The sequence below is a fragment of the Nostoc sp. genome, from assembly GCF_036917395.1.
In the GTDB taxonomy this organism is placed as follows: domain Bacteria; phylum Cyanobacteriota; class Cyanobacteriia; order Cyanobacteriales; family Nostocaceae; genus Nostoc.
In genome coordinates this window covers 21,069-43,361 of sequence record NZ_JBALDI010000074.1, presented here as the reverse complement: position 1 = coordinate 43,361, position 22,293 = coordinate 21,069, and the positions used below count along the sequence as shown (strand labels likewise).

19 protein-coding genes and 2 pseudogenes are annotated in these 22,293 nt (G+C 39.8%); 13 read left to right on the top strand and 8 right to left on the bottom strand.

Annotation, left to right across the window (positions count from 1 at the left end):
• Positions 1-55: 55 nt before the first annotated feature.
• Positions 56-619, top strand: a complete 564-nt coding sequence (locus tag V7K46_RS25200; protein ID WP_335118010.1) for a DUF642 domain-containing protein — start codon at positions 56-58, stop codon at positions 617-619.
• Positions 620-928: 309 nt separating this feature from the next.
• On the top strand, positions 929-1,597 hold the full coding sequence (locus V7K46_RS25195; RefSeq protein WP_335118008.1) for a PEP-CTERM sorting domain-containing protein: 669 nt from the start codon (positions 929-931) through the stop codon (positions 1,595-1,597).
• A gap of 261 nt (positions 1,598-1,858) precedes the next feature.
• Here V7K46_RS25195 and V7K46_RS25190 read toward each other — a convergent pair whose 3' ends face one another.
• Positions 1,859-4,045 (bottom strand): FAD/NAD(P)-binding protein, encoded by a 2,187-nt coding sequence (locus V7K46_RS25190; protein WP_335118006.1) that lies wholly within the window; start codon positions 4,043-4,045, stop codon positions 1,859-1,861.
• A 581-nt stretch (positions 4,046-4,626) separates the two neighbouring features.
• Between V7K46_RS25190 and V7K46_RS25185 the strand changes: the two genes are divergently transcribed.
• A complete protein-coding gene (locus tag V7K46_RS25185; protein ID WP_335118003.1) occupies positions 4,627-5,031 on the top strand; it encodes a 2TM domain-containing protein in 405 nt (134 codons plus the stop codon).
• A gap of 80 nt (positions 5,032-5,111) precedes the next feature.
• Here V7K46_RS25185 and V7K46_RS25180 read toward each other — a convergent pair.
• Positions 5,112-5,420: pseudogene (locus tag V7K46_RS25180) on the bottom strand (TIGR03792 family protein).
• 135 nt (positions 5,421-5,555) lie between these two features.
• Between V7K46_RS25180 and V7K46_RS25175 the strand changes: the two are divergent.
• A complete protein-coding gene (locus V7K46_RS25175; RefSeq protein WP_100901084.1) occupies positions 5,556-5,879 on the top strand; it encodes a phasin family protein in 324 nt (107 codons plus the stop codon).
• A 78-nt stretch (positions 5,880-5,957) separates the two neighbouring features.
• Positions 5,958-6,479 (top strand): FKBP-type peptidyl-prolyl cis-trans isomerase, encoded by a 522-nt coding sequence (locus V7K46_RS25170; RefSeq protein ID WP_335118001.1) that lies wholly within the window; start codon positions 5,958-5,960, stop codon positions 6,477-6,479.
• A 178-nt stretch (positions 6,480-6,657) separates the two neighbouring features.
• Here V7K46_RS25170 and V7K46_RS25165 read toward each other — a convergent pair whose 3' ends face one another.
• The 4 genes from V7K46_RS25165 to gloB form a co-directional block, all read right to left on the bottom strand.
• Positions 6,658-7,176 (bottom strand): alpha-ketoglutarate-dependent dioxygenase AlkB family protein, encoded by a 519-nt coding sequence (locus V7K46_RS25165; protein WP_335117999.1) that lies wholly within the window; start codon positions 7,174-7,176, stop codon positions 6,658-6,660.
• 395 nt (positions 7,177-7,571) lie between these two features.
• The gene (gene dnaB, locus V7K46_RS25160) at positions 7,572-8,933 is read right to left on the bottom strand and encodes a replicative DNA helicase (RefSeq protein ID WP_335117996.1); all 1,362 of its coding nucleotides are present in this window, start codon (positions 8,931-8,933) and stop codon (positions 7,572-7,574) included.
• Between the two features lie 126 nt (positions 8,934-9,059).
• Positions 9,060-9,518 (bottom strand): 50S ribosomal protein L9, encoded by a 459-nt coding sequence (gene rplI, locus V7K46_RS25155; protein WP_335025343.1) that lies wholly within the window; start codon positions 9,516-9,518, stop codon positions 9,060-9,062.
• A 200-nt stretch (positions 9,519-9,718) separates the two neighbouring features.
• Complete coding sequence (gloB, locus tag V7K46_RS25150) at positions 9,719-10,492, bottom strand: hydroxyacylglutathione hydrolase (RefSeq protein ID WP_335117994.1); 774 nt, start codon at positions 10,490-10,492, stop codon at positions 9,719-9,721.
• A 677-nt stretch (positions 10,493-11,169) separates the two neighbouring features.
• On the opposite strand from gloB, the gene V7K46_RS25145 reads away from it, so the two are divergent.
• The 8 genes from V7K46_RS25145 to V7K46_RS25110 all read left to right on the top strand — a co-directional run bounded on the left by V7K46_RS25145 (position 11,170) and on the right by V7K46_RS25110 (position 20,982).
• The gene (locus V7K46_RS25145) at positions 11,170-12,012 is read left to right on the top strand and encodes a glycosyltransferase (protein WP_335117992.1); all 843 of its coding nucleotides are present in this window, start codon (positions 11,170-11,172) and stop codon (positions 12,010-12,012) included.
• A 109-nt stretch (positions 12,013-12,121) separates the two neighbouring features.
• A complete protein-coding gene (locus tag V7K46_RS25140) occupies positions 12,122-13,273 on the top strand; it encodes a glycosyltransferase family 4 protein (RefSeq protein WP_335117990.1) in 1,152 nt (383 codons plus the stop codon).
• 231 nt (positions 13,274-13,504) lie between these two features.
• Complete coding sequence (locus V7K46_RS25135) at positions 13,505-15,823, top strand: ATP-binding cassette domain-containing protein (RefSeq protein ID WP_335117988.1); 2,319 nt, start codon at positions 13,505-13,507, stop codon at positions 15,821-15,823.
• A gap of 4 nt (positions 15,824-15,827) precedes the next feature.
• The gene (locus V7K46_RS25130) at positions 15,828-17,039 is read left to right on the top strand and encodes a glycosyltransferase (RefSeq protein ID WP_335117986.1); all 1,212 of its coding nucleotides are present in this window, start codon (positions 15,828-15,830) and stop codon (positions 17,037-17,039) included.
• A gap of 51 nt (positions 17,040-17,090) precedes the next feature.
• Positions 17,091-18,050, top strand: coding sequence for a glycosyltransferase family 10 domain-containing protein (locus V7K46_RS25125; protein ID WP_335117984.1), 960 nt, complete (start codon positions 17,091-17,093; stop codon positions 18,048-18,050).
• 3 nt (positions 18,051-18,053) lie between these two features.
• On the top strand, positions 18,054-19,034 hold the full coding sequence (locus tag V7K46_RS25120) for an Npun_R2821/Npun_R2822 family protein (RefSeq protein ID WP_335117982.1): 981 nt from the start codon (positions 18,054-18,056) through the stop codon (positions 19,032-19,034).
• Positions 19,035-19,037: 3 nt separating this feature from the next.
• Positions 19,038-19,928, top strand: a complete 891-nt coding sequence (locus tag V7K46_RS25115) for an Npun_R2821/Npun_R2822 family protein (protein WP_335117980.1) — start codon at positions 19,038-19,040, stop codon at positions 19,926-19,928.
• A 16-nt stretch (positions 19,929-19,944) separates the two neighbouring features.
• Positions 19,945-20,982, top strand: a complete 1,038-nt coding sequence (locus V7K46_RS25110) for an Npun_R2821/Npun_R2822 family protein (protein WP_335117978.1) — start codon at positions 19,945-19,947, stop codon at positions 20,980-20,982.
• A 22-nt stretch (positions 20,983-21,004) separates the two neighbouring features.
• Here the strand turns inward: V7K46_RS25110 and V7K46_RS25105 are convergent.
• Positions 21,005-21,376: pseudogene (locus V7K46_RS25105) on the bottom strand (DUF1919 domain-containing protein).
• Positions 21,377-21,380: 4 nt separating this feature from the next.
• Entirely contained in the window at positions 21,381-22,265 is an 885-nt protein-coding gene (locus V7K46_RS25100; RefSeq protein WP_335117976.1) for a hypothetical protein, read from the bottom strand.
• Positions 22,266-22,293: the final 28 nt, after the last annotated feature.

Below are 22,293 nucleotides of genomic sequence, written 5' to 3'. Positions count from 1 at the left end.
TAAATCAATTAAGTAGTCGTTGTCGTTAATTTTGAACTATTTGGAGTAATGTCTTGTGAAGTTCACTAAAAAACTCTCAATTATTGTTTGTAGTTTGACCACTGCCTTCCTTCATACTGCTGTGATTACCAATACTTATAAGTCAGCAGCACAAGCAGAAGGACAAGAGTTAATTAAGAACGGGGGATTTGAAATCGACCCTCTGGCAGATCCTAATAATCCTAACGGTGTAAATCCTAATGTTACTGGATGGCTTAAATCTGGCGCTATAGGTACTACAATTAGCAACTTTCCTCACAGTGGTAAGCAAGGTTTATCGCTTGGTGCATTTTCAGGCATTAGCTACATATCACAGACTATCCCTACAGTTGTTGGTCGACACTACCAACTTACTTACTATTTTGCATCCATAGAGGAGCCACCTGACCTTGAGAATAAATTTCAGGTTTTTATAGGTGGAAAGAAGGTTTCTGTTAAAAAGGATACTGCTTTTCAACCTTATACGCGATACACCTTAGATTTTAAAGCAAAAAGAAGATCCACAGAGATAAAGTTTGGTTCCCTAGCAAAGTATGCGTTTTTATATTTGGATGATGTGAGTGTCAAATCTACACCTTAACAATCAAGGAGAAAACAATGGGGATAAATAAACCACAGATGACAAGCTAACCTTATTGTCTTAGAAGCCCAAGCAATGGCTGGCTTTATAGTGTCGAAAATGCCACTGAAATTTATCTGATTAAAAAACTCCATTATGGGTTTATAGAGAGATTGCCTTAAGTGGATGAATCATTATCCATATCAATAGCTAACTCTCAGAAACCAGAATAAAATGCTCAGTTTGATTGACACTACTTAGAGCCAGCATGGATCTAACTATCAACTTGTTTTAATTGTCGGAATTTGGAATTATTTGGAGTCAAGTTTTATGAAGTTAACTAAAAAACTCTCAATTATTGCTTTTAGTGTTACTACTACCTTAATTAGCACTGCTGTAATTACCAATACTTATAATGCAGCCGCACAAGCGGCAGAACTTGTTAAAAATGGAAGCTTTGAACTCGATCCGCTCGTAGATCCTAATAATCCCAATGTTACAAATCCTAATATTACAGACTGGACTAAGTCTGGTGATCCGATGGATATATCAGGGATAAGAATAAGCAATTTTCCTCAGCATGATAGTGGTAATCAGGGGTTATCACTTAGTGGATTTATAGACCTCAGCTACATATCACAGACGCTTTCTACACAACCTGGTCAGCAATACGAACTTAGTTACTATTTAGCATCTATAGATGAGGCCCCTGACCTTGATAATCAATTTCAGACATTTGTAGGTGAAAATAAGATTTTTGATCAAAAAGACATTTCTTTTCAACCATACACGCCATACAAGTTCGATTTCACGGCAGACGCATCATCCACAGAGTTAAAATTTGGGAATTGGGATAAATATGGATTTTTATACTTGGATAATGTGAGTGTAAAACCTGTCTCTGAGCCTGTGCCTGAGCCATCGACTATTGGAGGAATAGCAATTGCTGGATTGTTGGGAATATGGCTGAAGAAAAAGAAGGCAATTAGAGGCAACTAGTTACAGGACTTACGCAAAATCATGATAAAACGAACCGCAAAGGGCGCATTCGTGCAGCGTCTCGTAGAGAAGGACACAAAGGAATAAGAGTTTCAGAGAGTTCTTGCGTAAGTCCTGAGTTAGAAAGAATAACTCTCTCGGAAAATAACAGAGCGTAGACGCGCAGTTGTCGTTAGACATCGCCATACAATCTCAATAGAAAAAGTGCGTCACCGAATAGCTTGTTGTAGACATCGGCTTACCCTTTCCATAGCTAAATTTTCAAATTTGATAGTCCAATGCAACTAGAACTTTGCCACAATGCTGATTTGCAGGTACAGCTTCCAGCATCTTTTTAGGTTTGGGTAAGTTGAGGTTTTTCATTAATTCGATGAACTGGTTGCGGCTGCGTCCTGCAAACCGAGGATTCCAGCACTTTTCCTCGCCAATGGTGGATACTGTCTGTCCCTGGTAGTCGTGACCAGGATATACCAAGGTGTCATCCGGTAATGTGAATAGCTTCTGAGTAACGACATCATACAGTGATCCAGCGTCGCCGCTTTGGAAGTCGGTACGACCGCAACCCCGGATGAACAGGGCATCTCCAGTTAATAGATGAGTGTCGTTGACTAAGTATGTCATGTGGCTGTCAGTGTGACCAGGGGTAGCGATCGCCCGAATCTGCACGTTCCCTAATTCCAACATATTTCCGTCGGCAATGTACTGGTCTGCACAAGTAGCCGCAGCATTCTCAGGCACAATCCCTAAACAACCCGTCAGTGACCTTAATCTGTCTGTCCCAGTGATGTGGTCAGCATGGATGTGGGTTTCCAGACAGTAGCTCAAGGTCAGCCCCAATTGTCGCAATATCTGAAGATCACGTTCGACCTGCTCTAATACAGGATCAACTAGGATAGCTGTTTTGGTTTCTGGGTCAGCAATTAGGTAAGTATAAGTACAAGATTCTTTATCGAATAGTTGACGAAATAACATAGCAGGTTTCTTTAACACGAAAGTAGGAGCATCGGGTTTTGGATTGAGAGATTTCAGTAACTCCTGTGCCAAATTTGCCGCTTGAACCCGAATTTCAGGAACAGCGGTGGTTTCCCAAAGATTGCCCTTGCGCGGTGTCCCCAAGGTGTACAGCATTTGAGATACATTTCCATCTGCATCAATCAGCGCACCATTTGGGGCAGTATCGATTCCCATTGACAATCTGTTGGGACGGATCAGCCGTTGTTCTTGGAGGCTAGCGACCAATGGGTGCTGCAATCTGAGGTAATCACAATTTGCGCCGGTGCAGTTGACAATCCGCTTGACTTGCAAAACGATATCCTTGTGCGTCCCCCGTTCGCAGATTTTCACATTCACTCCATTCTCAAACTCCTGACAACTTTGAATCCGACCTGCGTAATGGATCAGTTGACCAGACTCCATTGCAGCATCTAGTACTTCGGCAATTTCTTCAGCAATCCGATGACGGTGAACTTCCCAGTAAGCTTTGATATGGCGCAGAAATCGCTTCTGTTCCGCCAATGGCATTGCTTGCCAAAGTTGGGGAATAATTGGGCGGATGGCATCGATTACTGCCCGCCAATCTTGAGCCAGTTCGTTGCCGGGGTTCCCCTGGTTATAGGAACTGGCGTCTCCTTGAGTGCGAGCCTGGCGCAGTTCTTGACGTACCACATGCAGCAGTCCTCGCGCTGTTTTTGGTGCAGTTTCTACATCAAGAAATGCTGGATAAGGAGTTGTTGATTTGTGGCTACAGGGCATCAATCCGTGGCGCGAGAGAGTATGAATTTGTCCCTGGAATCCTTGATGGTGCAAGGCGACAACCGCATCTACCATTGTTAACCCAGTGCCTACCAGCAGAATAGCATCCTCTGGATTTAGGTCAGCGATCGCATCAGCAGACCAAGCATCTTTGACGTAGCGGTTGTCTAAAACGGCGAGTGGTCTAGGCAGAATTGCCGGGAAATTGCCCAACGCTAACACCGCCTTTTGCACATGCAAACACTGACCACTGCTCAGGTACACTATTGTGTTGTCAGGTTTAGTTTCGATGGCGATCGCTTCATCCACAATCTTCTCTAGCTGCACATTAGCTGCTGCATTTACCTGTGCTGCTTTTAAAGTCGCCTGCACATAGTCCCCATAAATCCGACGCGAAACGAAGGTAGATGGAGTTACCTGTTCATGCCCATTTTTGTGCAGCCAGTTCAGGAAGTGATTTGGTTGATCATCAAATGCGCTCATCTTATCCGCTGGCACATTCAGCAAGTGACAATCTACTGGTGTCCCGTAAGCAACTCCTCTACCTATTTCAGAATTACGTTCAATCAACTTGATGGACAGTGGCATGGTTGCGTCGCGTAAAAGATTGGCTGCAACCAGAGAACCGCTAAAGCCACCACCAATGATAGCGATCGCAACTGGAGAGACGGTTAGGTTAAAAATGCTGTTGTTCATAGGACGTGTGAGTTGCACTTGCTGCTTTCTACTGATTAATTTACGGCCGATAAACTGAAATTTCCGCTTGTCGCAAGCTGTTAGGCGGATGAATTAGCTCAAAAAACCACATACACACATGAATAAGTGGGAATTGCACTTGAGTGTCCAATTCTGTAAATCGAGAGAGTGGCGATCGTCAGATTACACAAACTAAAATCTAGACCAGACAAGGTTTTGAAACTCTTTATCTAATATTGATGTGTCTATTGCATCCAAATCCGATGCAAATACCGGGGTTTTGAATTAACATCAAAAAGTCCTTCAAAAGCGAGAATTTTACCTCTAAAATTGTCAATATTTTCTGACACTATTAGCATTCAAGTTTCAGATAATGTTTGGCTTAATGTCATAAAAGCAATACAGAGGTATTGACAAATACAGTAGTCCTAAATCGGTTGTGAGAAAATAATAAGGTTGTGAATTTAACTAAATATTGGGTGCAAAATCTGGAGGCATTCGCTAACTCAATTGAACGAAGCCTATCAAAAACTTCGTGAAATCAAAAGTACATTTACACACAAACTTATAAGGCAATTAAAATGACTTACGATTCCGAAGATGTGCAACAAATCCTTCAAATAGCACTCACTCGTAAACAGGAAAGTGAATTTTCACGAGAACAGCTTGTAGAAATGGCATCTGAGTTAGGTATTTCTTCTAATATTTTAGAAACAACAGAACAAAAGTGGTTAGCTCAACAAGAAGAGGAACGGTCACGACGCACATTTAATACTTTCCGACGCAGAGACTTTTGGACACATTTTGTTTCCTTCCTAGCAGTTAATTTATTTCTCATTCTCTTGAATTTAATAACTAGTCCTAGTTATTTTTGGGCTATCTTCCCAGTTATAGGCTGGGGGTTAGGACTATTTTTTCATTGGTGGAGTGTTTATCAGACTAAAACAGAGGATTACGAGATAGCCTTTCAGAAATGGCGTGCATAAATTTAACTTCTCCCTACTTTGAAAAATGGAGACATCAACGCACAGCTATACGCCTCTACGAGTTGGGAGTAATCTTTCACCTACAAATGGGGAAATTTCCGTACTTGATACTCTGCTGACTCCACTATTGGATAGGATTCTGCCAGTGCTTGGATGAATTTGTCTTCAATAGTCTGCAAATCGGCTTGGGGTAAGGCTTTCCACTGTTACAACGTTGCCCAACGAATGATCAGGATAACTTCTGTGTGGTGATTGGGGCTGATCCAAACCTGTTTACCGAGAAATCTAGCATATTCAGCCAGCCCTGTTGTCCAAATTTGTGCGTCCTTCTGGATAAAATCTTCCCGTAAATCCGGGACAACCTTAAACTTGAGGAGTTCTATAACCACGCCCTTTGAACCCTGTGTTTGCTAATTTGCCAAAATAGAGCTGTAGGCTAGAATAACTACGCTTTTAGCATAGCTTGATTGCCTACACTCAGGAGCAAGGGTCGGCTGGTTTGAAATAAGTAAGAGGAAGGAAGTATGGACAGCAACAACTGGTTGCAACAGTTAATGATGGTGGGCCTTGGCACAACGTCTTTAGTAGGAGAAAAACTGCGCCAAGTCAGCGATGATTTAGTTAAAGACGGTAAGCTCAATCCTGAGCAAGCAAAGGCGGTAATAGATGATATTGCCCAGCAGTTAAAGTCGGAGCAGGGAAACTTCGATGTCCAAATGCAACGGCAAATGCGAAATATGATGCAGGATTTGGGGGTGGCTCGTCAGTCAGAAGTGGACGAACTGCGCGGTAGAATTGACCGTTTAGAGCGTCAACTGCGCGATTTGGAAAATAAGCTTTGGCGTTAAGATGTCCTTTCTGATTTAAACTAATTGTGTCCTGTTGGTAATGTTTTTGCCAGGATACCTAAGTAAGGAGAACTGATTTTGAAACCAATTTTCCTCAGCGTGGCGTTCATGCTGGTATGTGTTGTGCTGTTGATTGTGGGGCAAGTAGGCAGTAAACAGAATACTGCAATCGCTGCCCAGTTAACCCAAACGCCGCCAGCGCCCACAACTGTAACTGAAAACAATATCTTAATTGCGAACAATACTATGTCTGATGCTAATGCCGTAACTACTCCCTCTGGATTAAAGTATGTTGAGTTAAAAGAGGGGACTGGGGCGACTCCTCAACCTGGACAAACGGTTGAAGTTCACTATGTCGGCACTCTAGAAGATGGTACTAAGTTTGATAGTTCACGCGATCGCGGCCAACCCTTCAGCTTTAAAATTGGCGTTGGACAGGTAATCAAAGGTTGGGATGAAGGACTTAGCACTATGAAAGTAGGCGGTCGTCGTCAGTTAATCATCCCCCCAGAGTTAGGTTATGGCTCTCGTGGTGCTGGTGGTGTGATTCCACCTAACGCCACCCTACATTTTGATGTGGAATTGCTGGGAGTTAAATAGGGACTGGGGCATGGGGCATGGAGAATGGGGACAAGAGGGAATTATTAAAAGAAGTTTCTATTTTCTCTGTTCTCAATGCCCTATCAAATAAATTAGGTATTTCAGAGTACAGATGGGCCAGAAGTACAGCTAGAAAACGTGAGATAAAGTATCTGTAACTTTGATCAGACTGCCGTGATTATACCAACAACCTAAACGTCAGACTGATCCGCCCGAATGTTTCTGGTTGCTTGAGAATTCCATGCTTCCAATGTTGCTGCGTCTTCTGAGGCATAAAAAGTAGAGAACCACTTTTGAGTAAGTAACTATATTTAATGCTTTTGTCTTGTTTATTCTGAAATGTAATTATTCTTTCAGCCCCTAACGAAATAATAGAGATACCAGTATTCTCCATGAGTTCATCAATTGAGTCGGAGTGAAATCCCATTGTTGAGTTACCATTTCTGTAATAATTGACTAAACAGTTGTTCGGTCGAAACCCAAAGTGTTTTTCAAGCTTATCAATAATAGGAAGTAACTCATCCAGCATTGGGCATGATTCGTAAGAAATGTTTGAGTAGTTATATGGTGAACCAAAGCTGGCTGTTTTTCGCGCCCATATACGCTCATCCCAGTTAATTATGGATATAAGACTATCAAATAGAGAATGACTATTCGGCAAAAATTCATCATTAATGAGTAAATCAGGCTCGTTCATTGCTCAAATAAAAATTTTCTTACGGCTTAATCTTTTAAATCATCAATGTAAAATTCTGCCGCAGTTATTTTCCATTCTATCCAGCCTGAGGGTTTAATCAACAAGCTCTCGATTAAATATAGCAGTCCTAAATCATTTGTAAAAATAAATTAACCGCAGAGGCGCAGAGGAGGGCAGTTGCATGGGCGGGTTTCCAGACTTGAGCAAACTGCCCGTAGCGCAGAGAGAGGAATCAGAGATTTTCACGACTCATTTAGGATTGCTATATTCTGAATAATCCACACTAGGATATTTGCCTAAGAGGATTGCACGCTCTTGTGTTTGGCTATTTCTGCAAAAGATAGACTACCTCTATTTTTAGCGAACGTATTGATTTAAATAATTATTTTATCTGGCTAAATTTTTAAATTTTGAAACTTTGTAAACTGTGGATTGAACAAAAGTTTCGCAGTCCCTGTAGGCCCGTTGCGGTGTTTAGCTATAATGACTTCTGCAATGCCGCGATCGGGAGTATCTGGAGAGTAATATTCATCACGGTATAACATTATTACTAAATCCGCATCTTGTTCAATACTTCCACTTTCTCTCAAATCAGATAACATCGGACGCTTGTTAGTGCGTGCTTCTACCCCTCGACTCAACTGAGATAGGGCAATAACTGGTACAGATAATTCCCGCGCTAAACCTTTGAGTTGACGCGTAATTTTTGACAATTCTTGTACGCGATTATCACCGGCTCCTTCCATTAATTGTAAGTAATCTATTACAATTAATCCTAATTCAGTTCCAACTTCCGCTTGCAGTCTTCTTGCCTGACTACGCATTTGTGTAACTGTAATATTCGGCGTGTCGTCAATATAAATTGGCATCTCCGAGAGGATACCAATAGCACGGCTTAAAGGTTCCCACTGGGTTTGGCTGAGGCGTCCAGTCCGCAGATAACTACTTTCAATTTGCGCCTCGCTAGCTAATAGCCGTTGCGTAAGTTGCTCTTTAGACATTTCCAAGCTGAAGACAGCAACTGGTAATTTATAAGAAGCAGCAATGTTATGAGCAAGGTTTAAGCAAAATGCTGTTTTTCCCATTGATGGGCGGCCCGCGACAATAATCAAATCAGAACGTTGAAAGCCGCTAGTCATAGCATCTAAATCGTAAAATCCGCAGGGAATACCAGGTAAGGCAATGCCTTGATTTCGATCCTCAATATCTTGGAAATTATTAATTAGAGTATCAGAAATGTGAGATAAACCCGATTGGGGACGCTCTTGAGTAACACCAAAAACTTTCTGTTCTGCCTGATCTAAAACAATAGGTAACTCTGTTTCTGTCTCATAACCAAGATGTACAATTTCATTGCCAGCTTTAATTAACTGTCGCCGCAGGTATTTTTCCATCACTAACCCTGCTAAGGCGTCGATGTTCACAGCTGACACTGTGCGGTCTACCAGAGTTGCTAACTTATTTCTGCCACCAATACGGGCAAGGATCTCATGGTCAGTCAGCCAACTGGTGACAGAGAGCAAGTCTGTGGGTTTACCTTGGGCGTGGAGCCTCACAGCTGCTTGATAAATATCTTTGTGAGCGCTAATATAAAAAGCTTCGGGAAGGAGGCGATCGCTAACTCGACTAATCGCTTCTGGATCTAGTAAAATACCCCCCAAAATCGCTTCTTCTGCCTCGATATTTTGGGGTGGTAGGCGTAGTTTACCGCCGTAGGCATCACTACCATCACCTTGAAAACTCAGTTCTTCAGCCATAAACGATTTTAGTTTTGAGATGAAAGCTAGTTAGGAGTAGAGACGCGATTAATCGCGTCTGTATAAGAGTTAGGAGTTGTTATTTACCCCTGCTACCCCTGCTTGCTCTGCTCCTTTTGCTGTCTTTTAGCTAGCGACGACTTGAATATCGAGTTGTGCCGCTACTTCCGAATGCAGCTTGATTTCGGCTTGATAAGTACCAAGGTGGTTAATATCAGGGATGGTAATTCCACGCCGATCAACTTCTTGACCAGTGGCTGCCTTAATGGCATCTGCAACATCTTGGGTGGTGATAGTACCGAAAATTGCTTCGTTTTCACCAACTTGCTTGGCAATTGTCAAGCTGCCAACTTTTTCTAAAGATTCTTTTTGCTCAAGGGCTTGTTGTCTAAGTTCTAATTGCCGTTGACGCTCTTGCTCACGACGGCGTTCTACTTGCTTGAGAATACCAGGAGTGGCATTAGTTGCCAATTTCTGGGGAATCAGATAATTACGAGCGTAGCCAGGAGCTACTTCCACTAAGTCACCAGATTTTCCCAGCTTGCTGATATCTTGATTTAAAACTAACTGCACACGTTTCGCCATCGTTTTTCGTTTTTCCTGTAAAATCTGATTAATTTGGGTTTGGGTAGGATAGCTCACAATGTCAATGCTGTATTCCAAGCTTCTTTGCCTATACCCTAAAGCTTACAGATCGTAGCGAAAGGAAGGGTGCGATCGCAACTATTAACGCTAGAAAATTGAAGGAGTGGGGAATGGGCAGTGGGGGAGCAGGGGTCCAATGCTTAAAAGTTATTTCTCATTTCCCGTATACGCGCAAAGGTTTGGACTGCATCACTACTCTTAACAGTTAATTGTAATGATGGCTGATCCCAACGTAAAAAGGGATTGGTTCGCTTCTCTACTGCCAGTAGCGAGGGTATGGTAGCTTCTCCTCGACTACGGGAAGCTTCTACTTCATTGAAGCGTCTTTGTAAGTCGGCATTGTCGCCATCTAGAGTTAGGGCAAATTGCAGATTTTTTAAGGTGTATTCGTGGGCACACCAGACGCGTGTATCATCGGGTAGAGAGCGCAGTTTGCTTAAAGAGTCCACCATTTGGGTTGCTGTTCCTTCAAACAAGCGACCGCAACCGCCAGAAAATAAGGTATCGCCGCAAAATAAATCGCCTGTCTCACCAGCTTTTTCGGGGGGAAAGTAGTAAACGATGTGAGCGCGGGTATGTCCGGGAACGAAGACAACTTCAGCTATGCGGTCTGCAAACTGGACGCGATCGCCTTGTTGCAAAAACACCTGCTGTCCCGGAATTCTACCACGATCCTCGGCTCCTCCATAAACTATCAGTTGGGGGAATTGTTCCATTAATTGCTTATTACCACCCACATGATCGTTATGGTGGTGTGTGTTGAAAATTGCTATCAACTCAGCTTTTAATTCTGCCAGTTTCTTTAATACTGGTTGAGACTCTGCTGGATCGACAACAGCGGCGATATTTTCTTTGCGATCATGTAACAAGAATATGTAGTTGTCTGAGAGTGCTTCCAGACGGATTACCTGCATTACCTCTGCCTCCCTTACAACATAAATTTTTGGTATTGTTTATCAATCCTAAGTCTCAGCAAGTAACCAGGCTACCTGCATAAATTATTTTAAGTATAAATACTTAAGTTAGTACAAATGTAATGCCTGATTAATATATGATAATATACAACCGTAGCTATACGGTAACTATACCAGAAAAAAGCAAAATTTCTCTGGATTTATCAGTGAATTTTCTCTGGAAATAACCGCAAATACAAAGTTAGATTTATTTTGTTATTTCCTGTTCTTAGGATACCAACAAATCGATTCAATCATTGGGGATATTTCCTTTCATCTGTTAGGTTTAATAGAATTTAAGTTCTATATATATTCCTTTGGATATTAAAGGTTTAGGAAATATTATCACTGTTCATTTTTAGAGGTTTTATACGTGTTAGTAATCTCTGCAAAATCTGGATAAATAGGTAACAGGTTATTGTTATCTGCTAATTTTATTGCATTTGCCAGTGAAAATAATTTCACAGTTCTAAACCCAGCATTTGAAGAGAATGCTGATTTTTTTAGCTTAACAGATGAAGACTTTTTATGTTGCTACCCTTCTCCACCATTTTAAATTTCAGGAAACAAATTGCTACATAAATCATTAAATCAGATTGACAGACGAGGATTAAAAGTAATAATTATTTAACTTATTTATGAAAACAGAAAGTAGAGGATTTATTACAATTTTAACTGGACTTTACCCTTTTCAAGATTGTATTCATTTTTTGGCGGCAATTAGAAAGTTTCATCAAGAGCCAATCATTATTTTAATTGACCAAGTTCCAATAGCACTTTATCCTTTTCTGAAGGCTTTTAAAAATGTAATTTTAAAGCCAGCACCTGCAAATGAAAATACTGTTTTAGCATCACGTGAAGCAAAACTGGCTCTCTATGAAGCCTCTGAATTTGATAAAACGATTTACTTAGATTCAGATATTTGCTTACTTTCCGATATCAACGACGTATTTGAATATTTAGATGAATATGATTTACTATTAACTGAAGATGTGCAACCTTCTATTGTTAAAGCCACAAATTTATTGCGTGGAAAGCAAGAAGACCTTTTACAAAATGTTTTGCCAATTCTGCAATCTATCGGGTTACCTTTGCAAGCAGATAGTGTGCAATATAATAGCGGTTTGATAGCTTTTTGTAAAACAGAAGTAACTAAGGTGTTTTTTGAGGAATTTAAACGTTATTTTGAGATTGTCAAAAACAACCAAGATAAATTACTTTTAAAAGACCAAGGGGCTTTTGCTTCTGCGATCGCATCTGTACGCCCTCACATGAAAATCCTACCACCCACCTATAATTATCTCAGTAAGTGGGAGGATGCTTATAATATTCAGGAACAAATTAAAGTTCTTCACTGTACCTATCCTTATCGACCTCAATATGCTAAAAATATTAGTCGTTCATTATATACAAGAGTTTTTGACAGATTCGCTAAAGTATTTTTACCGAATCAAGTTACAAATCCCTGGCGCAAGAAATGACATCTTCATTATGAAGATATGCACGAGCCTTTTTCCTGTATGACACTCTGGCAGAATTTAAATATTTATTAATATTCAAATTGCGAATTGACAGGAGAAAATTTCAAAATTGAAAGTTTCATTAGTTGTTGGTGATCTATCTGGAGGCGGTAGTATTCGAGCATATTTACTAGCTCAAGTACTGCAAAGCCTCAATTATCAAGTAGAGATTGTTGGTTTTATTTATGGGAAAGAACTGTATGCGATTCCTCCAGCTTGCATTTCAGTTGTTTCTCTTGCAGGTACAAATTATCCGGAATTTCTGAGATCAGCTCCTCAACTCCTGCAAAAAATAGATGGAGATATTATTTATGCAGTAAAACCAAAGTTTACAAGTTTTGGTCTATCGCTACTGAAAAAATTTAGTGGTGGTCGTCCTTTAATTTTAGATATGGATGACTGGGAACTCAGTTGGCACGGAGGTGATGAGTGGAAATATCGTCCTAGTCTTAAGCAATTTTATCGCGACATTTTCAAGAAAAATGGGGCATTGAAATTTCCAGATCATCCACTGTATCTCAAATGGATGGAAAACTTAGTCTCAAAAGCAGATGCAGTCACGATAGATACTCACTTTCTCCAAAAACGCTTCGGTGGTGTTTACATACCTAATGGTAAAGATACCGCAATGTTTGACCCCCAGAAGTATGATTCTGAGTCTAGCAGAACGGATTATGGTCTTTCTGAGTATCGAATTCTCATGTTTCCTGGGGCACCACGACCTCACAAGGGGGTTGAAGACATCCTAATGGCGCTCAATTTGTTGCATGAGCCAGATTTAAGATTAGTGATTGTGGGTGGTAGTCCTTACGATGATTATGACGAGAAATTGATTCAAAAGTGGGGGCGTTGGATTATTAAGTTACCAAAGTGCCCTGTAGAATTAATGCCTAAAATTGTAGCAGCTGCTCACATTGTAGTTGTTCCCCAGCGAGATACTTTGACTGCTCGCGCTCAGTTTCCCCTGAAGTTGACAGATGGCATGGCAATGGCTAAACCTGTATTATCAACGCGCGTTGGAGATATTCCCCAAATTTTAGGTAATACTGGTTATTTGGTTGACCCTGCTTGTCCTGAACAACTTGCTGAACAAATTCAATTGATATTTAAAAATTTAGAGTCAGCAAACCAGCAAGGTATCAAGGCAAGACAAAGATGTGTGGAACACTATAGCATAGAGGCTATGGCTTCTGTGCTCAAGTCAGTAATTGCTCAGTTATGAATCTTGATTGGGCGTGGGGCATTGAAAAAGAGATTTTCATTCTTTCATTGTGCCACAGCAGTTCTGGTATTCTATCTGGCAAAATCTTTAGAAGCTGGTGTTGTAGATGGAACTGTGTTTTAACGGAGTTGAGACATAATGATTATTTAGTTTGATTTATTTGAATTTTAGCAAATTTGGCAAGTAATTTGTGAATAATATTAAGAAGTGAAAGTTGCATAAAAATACCCAATGTCTACCAGAAAACTAGTACGAAGATTCGCTAAACCCTATCCAGGTTTAATTCTGCTGACAATATTGTTAGGATTTTCTGGAGCTTTATTTAATGGGATCAGCACAGCTTTAATTGTGCCAGTGGTTTTAAAAATTGTGGGGCAAGAAGTAGATTTAAGTAGCGCTCCTCCCATCCTAAAAAGGTTGATATCTCCATTTGATCATACTCCAGAACCTTACCGGATAGCAGTAATGGCTGGGGCAATTATATTTACAATTATTTTAAAGAACTTAGCTACTTATGCCAGTTCCTTAGCATCGAGTTCTTTAACCCGAAAGCTGACATCGGATATGCGCGAAACCGGGTTAAAGCTATTACTAGAAATTGATATAGATTATTATGCCAAGACAAAGGTTGGTGATTTAATCAACTGTCTTGGTGGAGAAATTGGCCGGGCTGCAAGTGCTATAGGTAGTATAGTCAAGATAGTTATTCTGGTAATTACAATTTTAGTTTTTGTCGGTTTATTACTGTCAATTTCTTGGCAGTTGACAATTGCTGCTACGTTTTTGCTGTCGTTGGTGACGTTAGTAAATCAGTATGCAATTTCCCGGTCTAAAAATTTTGGTAAGCAACTCAGTCAGATGTCTAGAGCATATTCAATCTCTGTGCTGGAGACTTTGAACGGAATTCGATTGGTAAAGGCAACGGGAAATGAAGAAAAAGAATATCAACGAATTAAAAAATTAATTCGCGATCGCGAAACAGCAGATTTTGAATCTCAGGTTAATTCGGAAGCGATTACACCTATGGGTGAGGTGATGGGTATTACAGCTTTACTGCTGATTGTACTTTTGAGTAAAACCTTCTTTGCTAACCAAGTTTCTTCCCTTTCTACCGTACTTCTGACATATTTATTAGTACTACTGCGAGTGCTGCCATTGATTTCTCAGTTAAATACTATTCGCAGCAACTTTGCCAGTACCGCCGCCAGTGTGGATGTTACCAATGAGTTTTTAAGCCTGCACGATAAGCCGTTCATGGGCAAAGGTAAGCTTCCCTATACAAAATTAAAAGAGGGCGTGTCTTTTAATTCTCTTTGCTTTGCCTACCCTGGTCATGAGAAGTTGGTACTCAAAGATGTGAATTTATATTTACCGCGTGGCACAACCTTAGCATTAGTAGGCAGTTCTGGTGCTGGGAAATCCACTATGGCAGACCTTTTACCCAGATTTTATGACCCGATCGCTGGCAGTATTACCATTGACGGCATCGATTTGCGGGAGTTCGATGTGATATCCCTGCGAAAGCGAATGGGAATTGTCAGTCAAGATACCTTTCTTTTTAATGACTCGGTGCGAAATAACATCGCCTATGGGCGACCAGAAGCTACTGGAGATGAAATTCTTACAGCGGCCAAGCGGGCAAATGCCTATGAGTTTATTAGCAAATTGCCTCAGGAATTTGACACCTTGATTGGCGATCGCGGCGTGATGTTGTCTGGTGGACAAAGGCAAAGATTAGCGATCGCCCGCGCCCTACTCCAAAACCCCGAAATTCTGATTTTAGATGAAGCCACCAGCGCTTTAGATACCGTTTCCGAACGCTTAGTACAAGCTGCACTCGATGATCTTAGTCGCGATCGCACCACCTTAGTAATTGCTCACCGCCTTTCCACAGTCCAGAAAGCCGATCAAATAGCCGTATTAGATCAAGGACAAGTAGTAGAGATAGGAACCCATGAAAAACTTTTACAAAAGGGTGGTTACTACTCACGTTTGTACTCAATGCAATTTAGCGATCGCCCTAATAAAAACTTGATTCAGACAAAAATTCTTAAGGCAATGCGCCTAAACTCCAAAAGATTTGCTGAATATCCTGAAGCTACTAAACACAATCAAAGCTGGCTCCGCATCTCTCACGAAATTCGGACGCAACTGAACTCGATGATTGGGTTCCTACGCTTATTACTTGATGACCTGGTAGACAATTCCCAAGAACGGCAGGAATTAATTGAAGACTCTTACAAATCAGCTTGGAGAATTCTCAACACCATAGATGTTTTTGAGGATGTTATCAACTTGCAAATGAAGGGGCGATACATCTCAATTTCTGAGCAAAATCAAGATGTTATAAGTACCTATTCTCAAAGCTTTAATCATATCTCCGTTGAGTTTCGCACTTCTCTTAATCTCATCCTTAGCTCTCTCCGCTCTCTAGCTGATAATTTGATATTCACTACAGAAGAACAAAATGGATTAATTACTGAAACTTATGAATCTGCTATATATCTGCTCGATAATTTAGAAAAATTTGAGGATAGTATTAGTATCTAAAATTATGAAAAATCCGGCTTTAAAAAAACACTATATTTTTTTCATTGGTGAAGAGTTACCCCAACCAGAGGCTCACCTAGTGCAGTCTACAAATGCAGCTAATGCCGCTGCAAACTTGGGATACTCAACAGTTTTGGTATACCCTGACAAAGGAGCAAAAGCGATTAACCCAGTTAATCTAGCTCGTCCTTTTCAACCGAGAAAAACACCAACGGAACTTGTTAAATATTACAACCTCCATGACAAATTAAAAGTTGCTCCCTTACCGATGCCTTGGCCAATTGACCATTTTCGGAGCAAATTTACTGACTCTAACACCATTGCCAGCAAATATTATTTACCATTTCACATACTTCCGACTACCAAACTTGTCCACAGTCGCAACTGGAATTTTGTAAAAGCTGCCATCAAAAATGGTGTTCCTGCAATTTATGAACACCACCACCACGAAGACAAGCCATTTGAGCCAGAAATTGTCACAAATCCGCTATTGCAAATTGCTGTCACAGTTGTAGACACCATCCGCGAAAGCATGATTAAAAATGGGATGCCATCAGAAAAAGTAATTAAGCTGCACAATGGTTTCAATCGATTGTTTATGCAGAGACAACCAGAAAAAGCGGCAGAATGGCGTCAAAAACTATTGCAAGATGAAAGCCAAAAATTGGTAGTTTATGCGGGAGGATTACAGCAATTTAAAGGTATTTATGTACTAATTGATGTGGCTAAAGAAATACCGAATGTGCAATTTGCCTGTGCAGGTGGTAAGCCAACAGAAGTCGAATATTATCAGCAATTTGTAACAGAAAAACAGATTCATAATATTAAATTTTTGGGATATGTTTTGCATAATGAGTTAGCATCTTTGCTACAAGCAGCCGATGTTTTAGCTCACCCTCATTGTTCGGGAAAAGCGGCAACTTTCACATCTCCCTTAAAGCTATTTGACTACTTCGCCTCTGGAACTCCCATTGTAGCGACAGAAATTCCTTCATTAGTTGAATTTAAAGATACTCAGTCCATTGCTGCTTGGTGTGAGCCTGATAACCCCAGCAAATTTGCCGAATGTCTGAAACAGGTTTTAGAAACTCATCCCAGAAAAGTAGAAGGTTATGCAGATAGTATCGAGTTTGTCAAGCAGTTTTCTTGGGAAAATAGAGCGGCAAAAATCCTTAGTTATGTTGATGAATCTCTGCTTCCCTCACTTATTGTGTAAGGGAAAATAGGTGAAATTAGGGAAAATAACTGATGACAAATAATAACTAAAATGACTATTAAAACTGTAGGTATGATTAGCAGCTATCGAGGTTTAGAAACCAGAGCCGATTGGCTGTGGCAACAAACCCCGAATCAATTTGGAGTTTGGGGAAATATACAAATGCAGGCACTGGCAACAAAACCAGATTTTCTGCTGATGTATCAATTTGATTTTCCCCAAGCATCGCCACAAAAATCTTGGTTAGATAGTTTTCGCAAACAGCAGCAAAAATCAGTAGTAAATGTTGATTCTCTACTGCGTGGTGTGAACAAAGAGGGGATTATTTATTTACTAAGAGAACCACCTTTAGATGAAATTGTTGAAATAACTAATCATAATTATCAACAAGCCCAAAAGTATTCCGGCTACGTTTCTGGGCCTGATAATTTTGCTCCTACTCCAGACTATATGCCTGCTATTTGGTATCACTCAAATTCATTTCAAGATTTAAATGAAATGCCACTTCCCAAAAAGGTTGCTCCATGTAGTTGGATTACTTCAGGAATTAGCCGCACAGTTAATCATCGCCAGCGTTTAGACTTTTTGCAGTCTCTGCAATCTAGTGGCATTAAATTTGATTTATATGGGCGTAACTTACCAGAATCGGCTAAAAAATCGGGAGAATTGGGTAATAAATGGTATGGCATGGCACCATACTATTACAATCTGGCAATTGAAAATTATGCTGATAATAATTGGTATGTGAGTGAAAAACTCTGGGATAGTTTGCTTGCTTGGTGTCTCCCAATCTACTATGGTGGCCCGGCTGCTGATAAATTATTGCCACCAGGTAGTTTTTTAAGATTGCCCAGTTTAGATGAAAAAGGCATTGCCTACATCCAAGAAGTGACAGCTACACCTGATGCTTGGTATGCTGCCAAAGATGCGATCGCAGAAGCACGTCAAATCATTTTACACAAATTAAACTTACTTAACTGGTTGTCAAACTTTGTTGCTAAACACTCATAAATTATGAATGGTATTTGTACCCTTGGCAATGACTATGTTTTCGATCAACTGGTGGCTTTGCTCAACAGTATTGATGTTATTTTAGGTTCAGAAACTCCTGTTTGCATTTATCCTTTCGATGAAAAGACACAGCGAATTGCTGATGAAATAGCTAAACGTCCTAATGTGTTTATTTACGATAATCAAAAATCAATCAACCGCTGGGATCAATTTATGCTGACAGCAGCACCAGAACGATTGAATCGTAGGAAATCCCGTCTTTATGGCGCTCACCGTCGTTTTTGCGCTTTTGATGGGCCATTCGATAAGTTTATTTATTTAGATGCAGATACCTTGGTGATGAACTCACTAGCGACAGTATTTGAAAAGCTAGATAGTTATGATTTTGTTGTCTACGATTTCCAATTTAAAGACGTTAGTAAAATATATAATGTTAATTCTCCCAAATTACTAGAAGTTTTCGACCAAAAGCGCATTGATTCCGAAATATTTTGCTCAGGCTTCTATGGTGCGAAACAGGGAATATTTAACTCTGAACAAAGAGATTGGCTGATATCCCATTTACAAAATGGTGAGGCAGAAATTTTATATGAAGGTGCTGGTGAACAACCATTGGTAAACTACATGGTAATGAGGTCTAATCTTTCTATTTATAACTTTGCTCGCCAACTGCCAGATAATGAAAAAACAGGATGTTCTGCCACATCTAAGCACTTCGAGGAACGAGAACATATTCTCTATGACAAAGGTAATCGACTAACTTACCTGCATTACATTGGTGTTCCTCCTAATATCAATCAAGCAGTCTGTGCTGGAGAAAATATTGAGTTTCCCTATCGAGATTTATTTCTCTACTATCGTTACCTACACGAACCAGAAAAGCGTCCAGTCTTTCAAAACCCTCCTAAGAGTTATAATGACGCTCCAATACCAAATTTACTTACAAGAGCTTTGCGAAAATTTAAGTTAATTAATCAAGGATAATTTATGAGTAGGGGAATTTATATTGTTGCCAATGATCGTGTTATCGATAATGCTATTGCCTTACTCAATAGCATTCGTTACTATGACCCAGAAGTAACCATTTATCTCATACCTTTTAATGAAAATTATCAGAAGGTAGCAGAACAGCTTGCTACCTTACACAATGTCCAAATTTTCCCAGATTTAGAACTTATTGACAAATTTACAAAACGCATTGGAGAAATTTTTGATCGAGATTTTCTCGCCTTACCAAACAAAATGCGTAAACTGGTAGTGTGGTTTGGTCCTTTAGATGAATTTATTTATATAGATACGGATATTGTCGTTTTTGAAAAAATCGCCGACAATTTAGACAAACTTTCAGAAATCGATTTCTTCTGTTGTGATTACCATCATGCCAATGACAAGCTGCGAAATATCTTTGACCCATTTGTGAAAGAGCAGCAAATTTTTTCCGATGCCCAACTTCAAGATGTTTTTAACAGTGGCTTTTGGGCTTCGAGAAAAGGAATTATTACCGAACAACAGATGGATGAAGCTTTGCGCGAGTGTGCAGTGCATCGCGAATATTTTGATTTTTCTGAAGGAGTTACAGACCAACCTATTCTGAATTATCTTGTGCTCAAGCTGATTGCCAGGCGTGGTAATCTCGTTAAAATTCCTGGGGGAGGACCTGGTAGTTGGGCTGGTTCGCAAAATTTCCAGCAGCAAGAATACGCCCTCTATGACCGAGGACAACGACTAAAATATCTTCATTGGGCTGGTACGCGGATTAAAACTGGTAGTCCCTATTGGCAATTGTGGGAACACTATCGCTATCTCCATGAGGGCAAATTCGCCTTCATCCCCAAACTGACTCGCCGTTTATTTCCCTTTGTTGCTGCCCGCACTTAATATTAGGAGTATCCCAATGATTGATGGCATTTATATCCTAGCAAATGATGTTGTCTATGACCAATTAGTTGCGTTGCTCAACAGTATAGAAGCTAATGCTGGCAGGAAAATTCCTATTTGTATACTTCCATATAATCAGCGATTGGACAAAGTAAAGGTAGAGATTGCATCTAGAGATAATGTCACCTTATTTGAAAATTATGATTCCATAGCTTATTGGGATAACTTTGCTATCCAGATATGGAAAAATTATCCTAGAGCACAAAAAACTTGGCGAGAATGGGGCTTCCCGGAACTCTATGAGTTACCAATGCACCGCAAATTTTGTGCGGTGGATGGTCCCTTTGATAAATTTATTTATTTTGATGCAGATACTTTATTAATGGGACCCGTAGATAATGTATATGAAAAATTAGATACCTATGATTGGGTAGTCAATGATTTTCAGTATAAGTCTGATTTAAAATTTATTTTTGATGGTTCGCCAGAGCAGATGCAGGAAGTTTTTAACTCAGAGTACTTGCAATCTAAAGTATTTTGTGCTGGTTGGTTTGCCAGTAAGAAAAATATTTTTTCTACAGCTATAAGAGCCGACTTACTCAACAAATTAACATCAGGTGAGGCAGATGTTATGGCTTTTTTAGCGCCTGACCAATCTTTATTTAACTACATGGTGTTGAAAAGTGGAATTTCGTATTATAACTTTGCTTTTCATGACTGCGAACAAGCAACGGGTAACCATTGGAGTTCTCAATTTGATGTGGTAAATAACGTCCTTTACGACGAAGGGCGAAAGTTGACCTACTTACACTATATGAGTATATCTTCTTCAGCTTTTGTGCGGCTTTGTGGGGGTGAAGATGTTGATATTCCTTACCGCGATGTTTTCTTATATTATCGCTATTTAAAATCGCCTGAACAACGTCCTCAAACTTTTACGCGTCCAAGCCAACTAGTGCTTCTGCAAAAGTCCACTAGTAGTTTTATTCAGCAAAGAGTCAATAACGTTAAGTTAAAGTATCGTAACTTCAAGGATAGAATTAATGGGTACTAATAATATAGCAAAGCTGTGCCAGTTAAATCAGCTTATTTATTAACCTTTGCACAGTTGAGAATTGTCCACCTTCTTTGTTGAGCCAACCAGCAACATCAAAATCCTTTCTGGAAATGTCATGCATAGTTGCTCCATTTATCACATAATTTTTAACAAATACGGTAGATTTGAGTTGAGAATATTCTTTGGCAGTGAGACAGATTTTATGAGGAAAGTCTAATTCGTCGAATTCTTCTATAAGTTACTCATTGCACAAATCTTTATCACCTGCAAATTTAATAAAAAGATTATCCCAATTTATTCTTTTTGCCCGTCTATTCCATTTTTCTTGTGCTTGCGCCTCACTCGCTTCATGAAAAAAATGAATTTCTACATCGTCTCTTTGTTTTTGCAATATGTTATCGGTAATAAAAATCAAAATTACTCAATGTCGCAAGTCTTAAGCACAATGAACGATAGTAATAGCCGATAAATTTATCTAGTTTACGTACCAGCTTTTGGAAAATTGAATTTTGGCGGTATTCAATCGCTTCGTGCTGTTGAAAATATATCAGCGTTTTATCGGGATTTGCTTGTCCCTTTTTGATTTTCTGGCGTTCTACCCAATCCTTGAAATAAACAATATTGTCCATAGCATCCCATCGAACTGGTAATCCAGCCTTAGCAGCAGCTAATCCTATTGCATAACCCTCAGCACCATAAAAACCATTTAACTCACAGTAAAGTGCAATAGTTTCCCAGTGCTTGATAAATTCGATTTCACGCCCATCTTGCCTTGTAACTACAAATAACATTTCCATCACAAACTGGATATTAGTATCTTTTAAATCCAGGTCTAGCTTTTGTGCTAGCTTGCTCAGAATGGCCAAGTCTTTAGTTCTATTTGGCTTGTAGGCATCATTTACAGAATTAATATATGCTTGATTGTGTTTGACAATACTGGCACAACTTCTTGCTGTTATGCCAGGAAGCCATTTCATGTCTGGTTGTAACTTATCTAATATTCTAATATCTGCATCGACAAATATACAAGTATTAAACAGTGATATTGCTTTGCCAATTACAAATCTTTTATCGTGGTAACAACCAATGCTCTGTTGTTCATGTTTAAATGCTAAAACATTAGGATATTTTTTAAATTCTTGTGGCTGATCTGTTAGGACAATTAAGCATGTTCCCGGCGAATGTTTTTCAATATCTTGAGCTAATAGGAAAGCATGAGAGCGATATCTTTTACCCAAAGCTAAACTACAAAAACAAACGTCTGGTTTTTCTTGGTTCATAAGATTTCATTTTTGAAATAGAATTTGG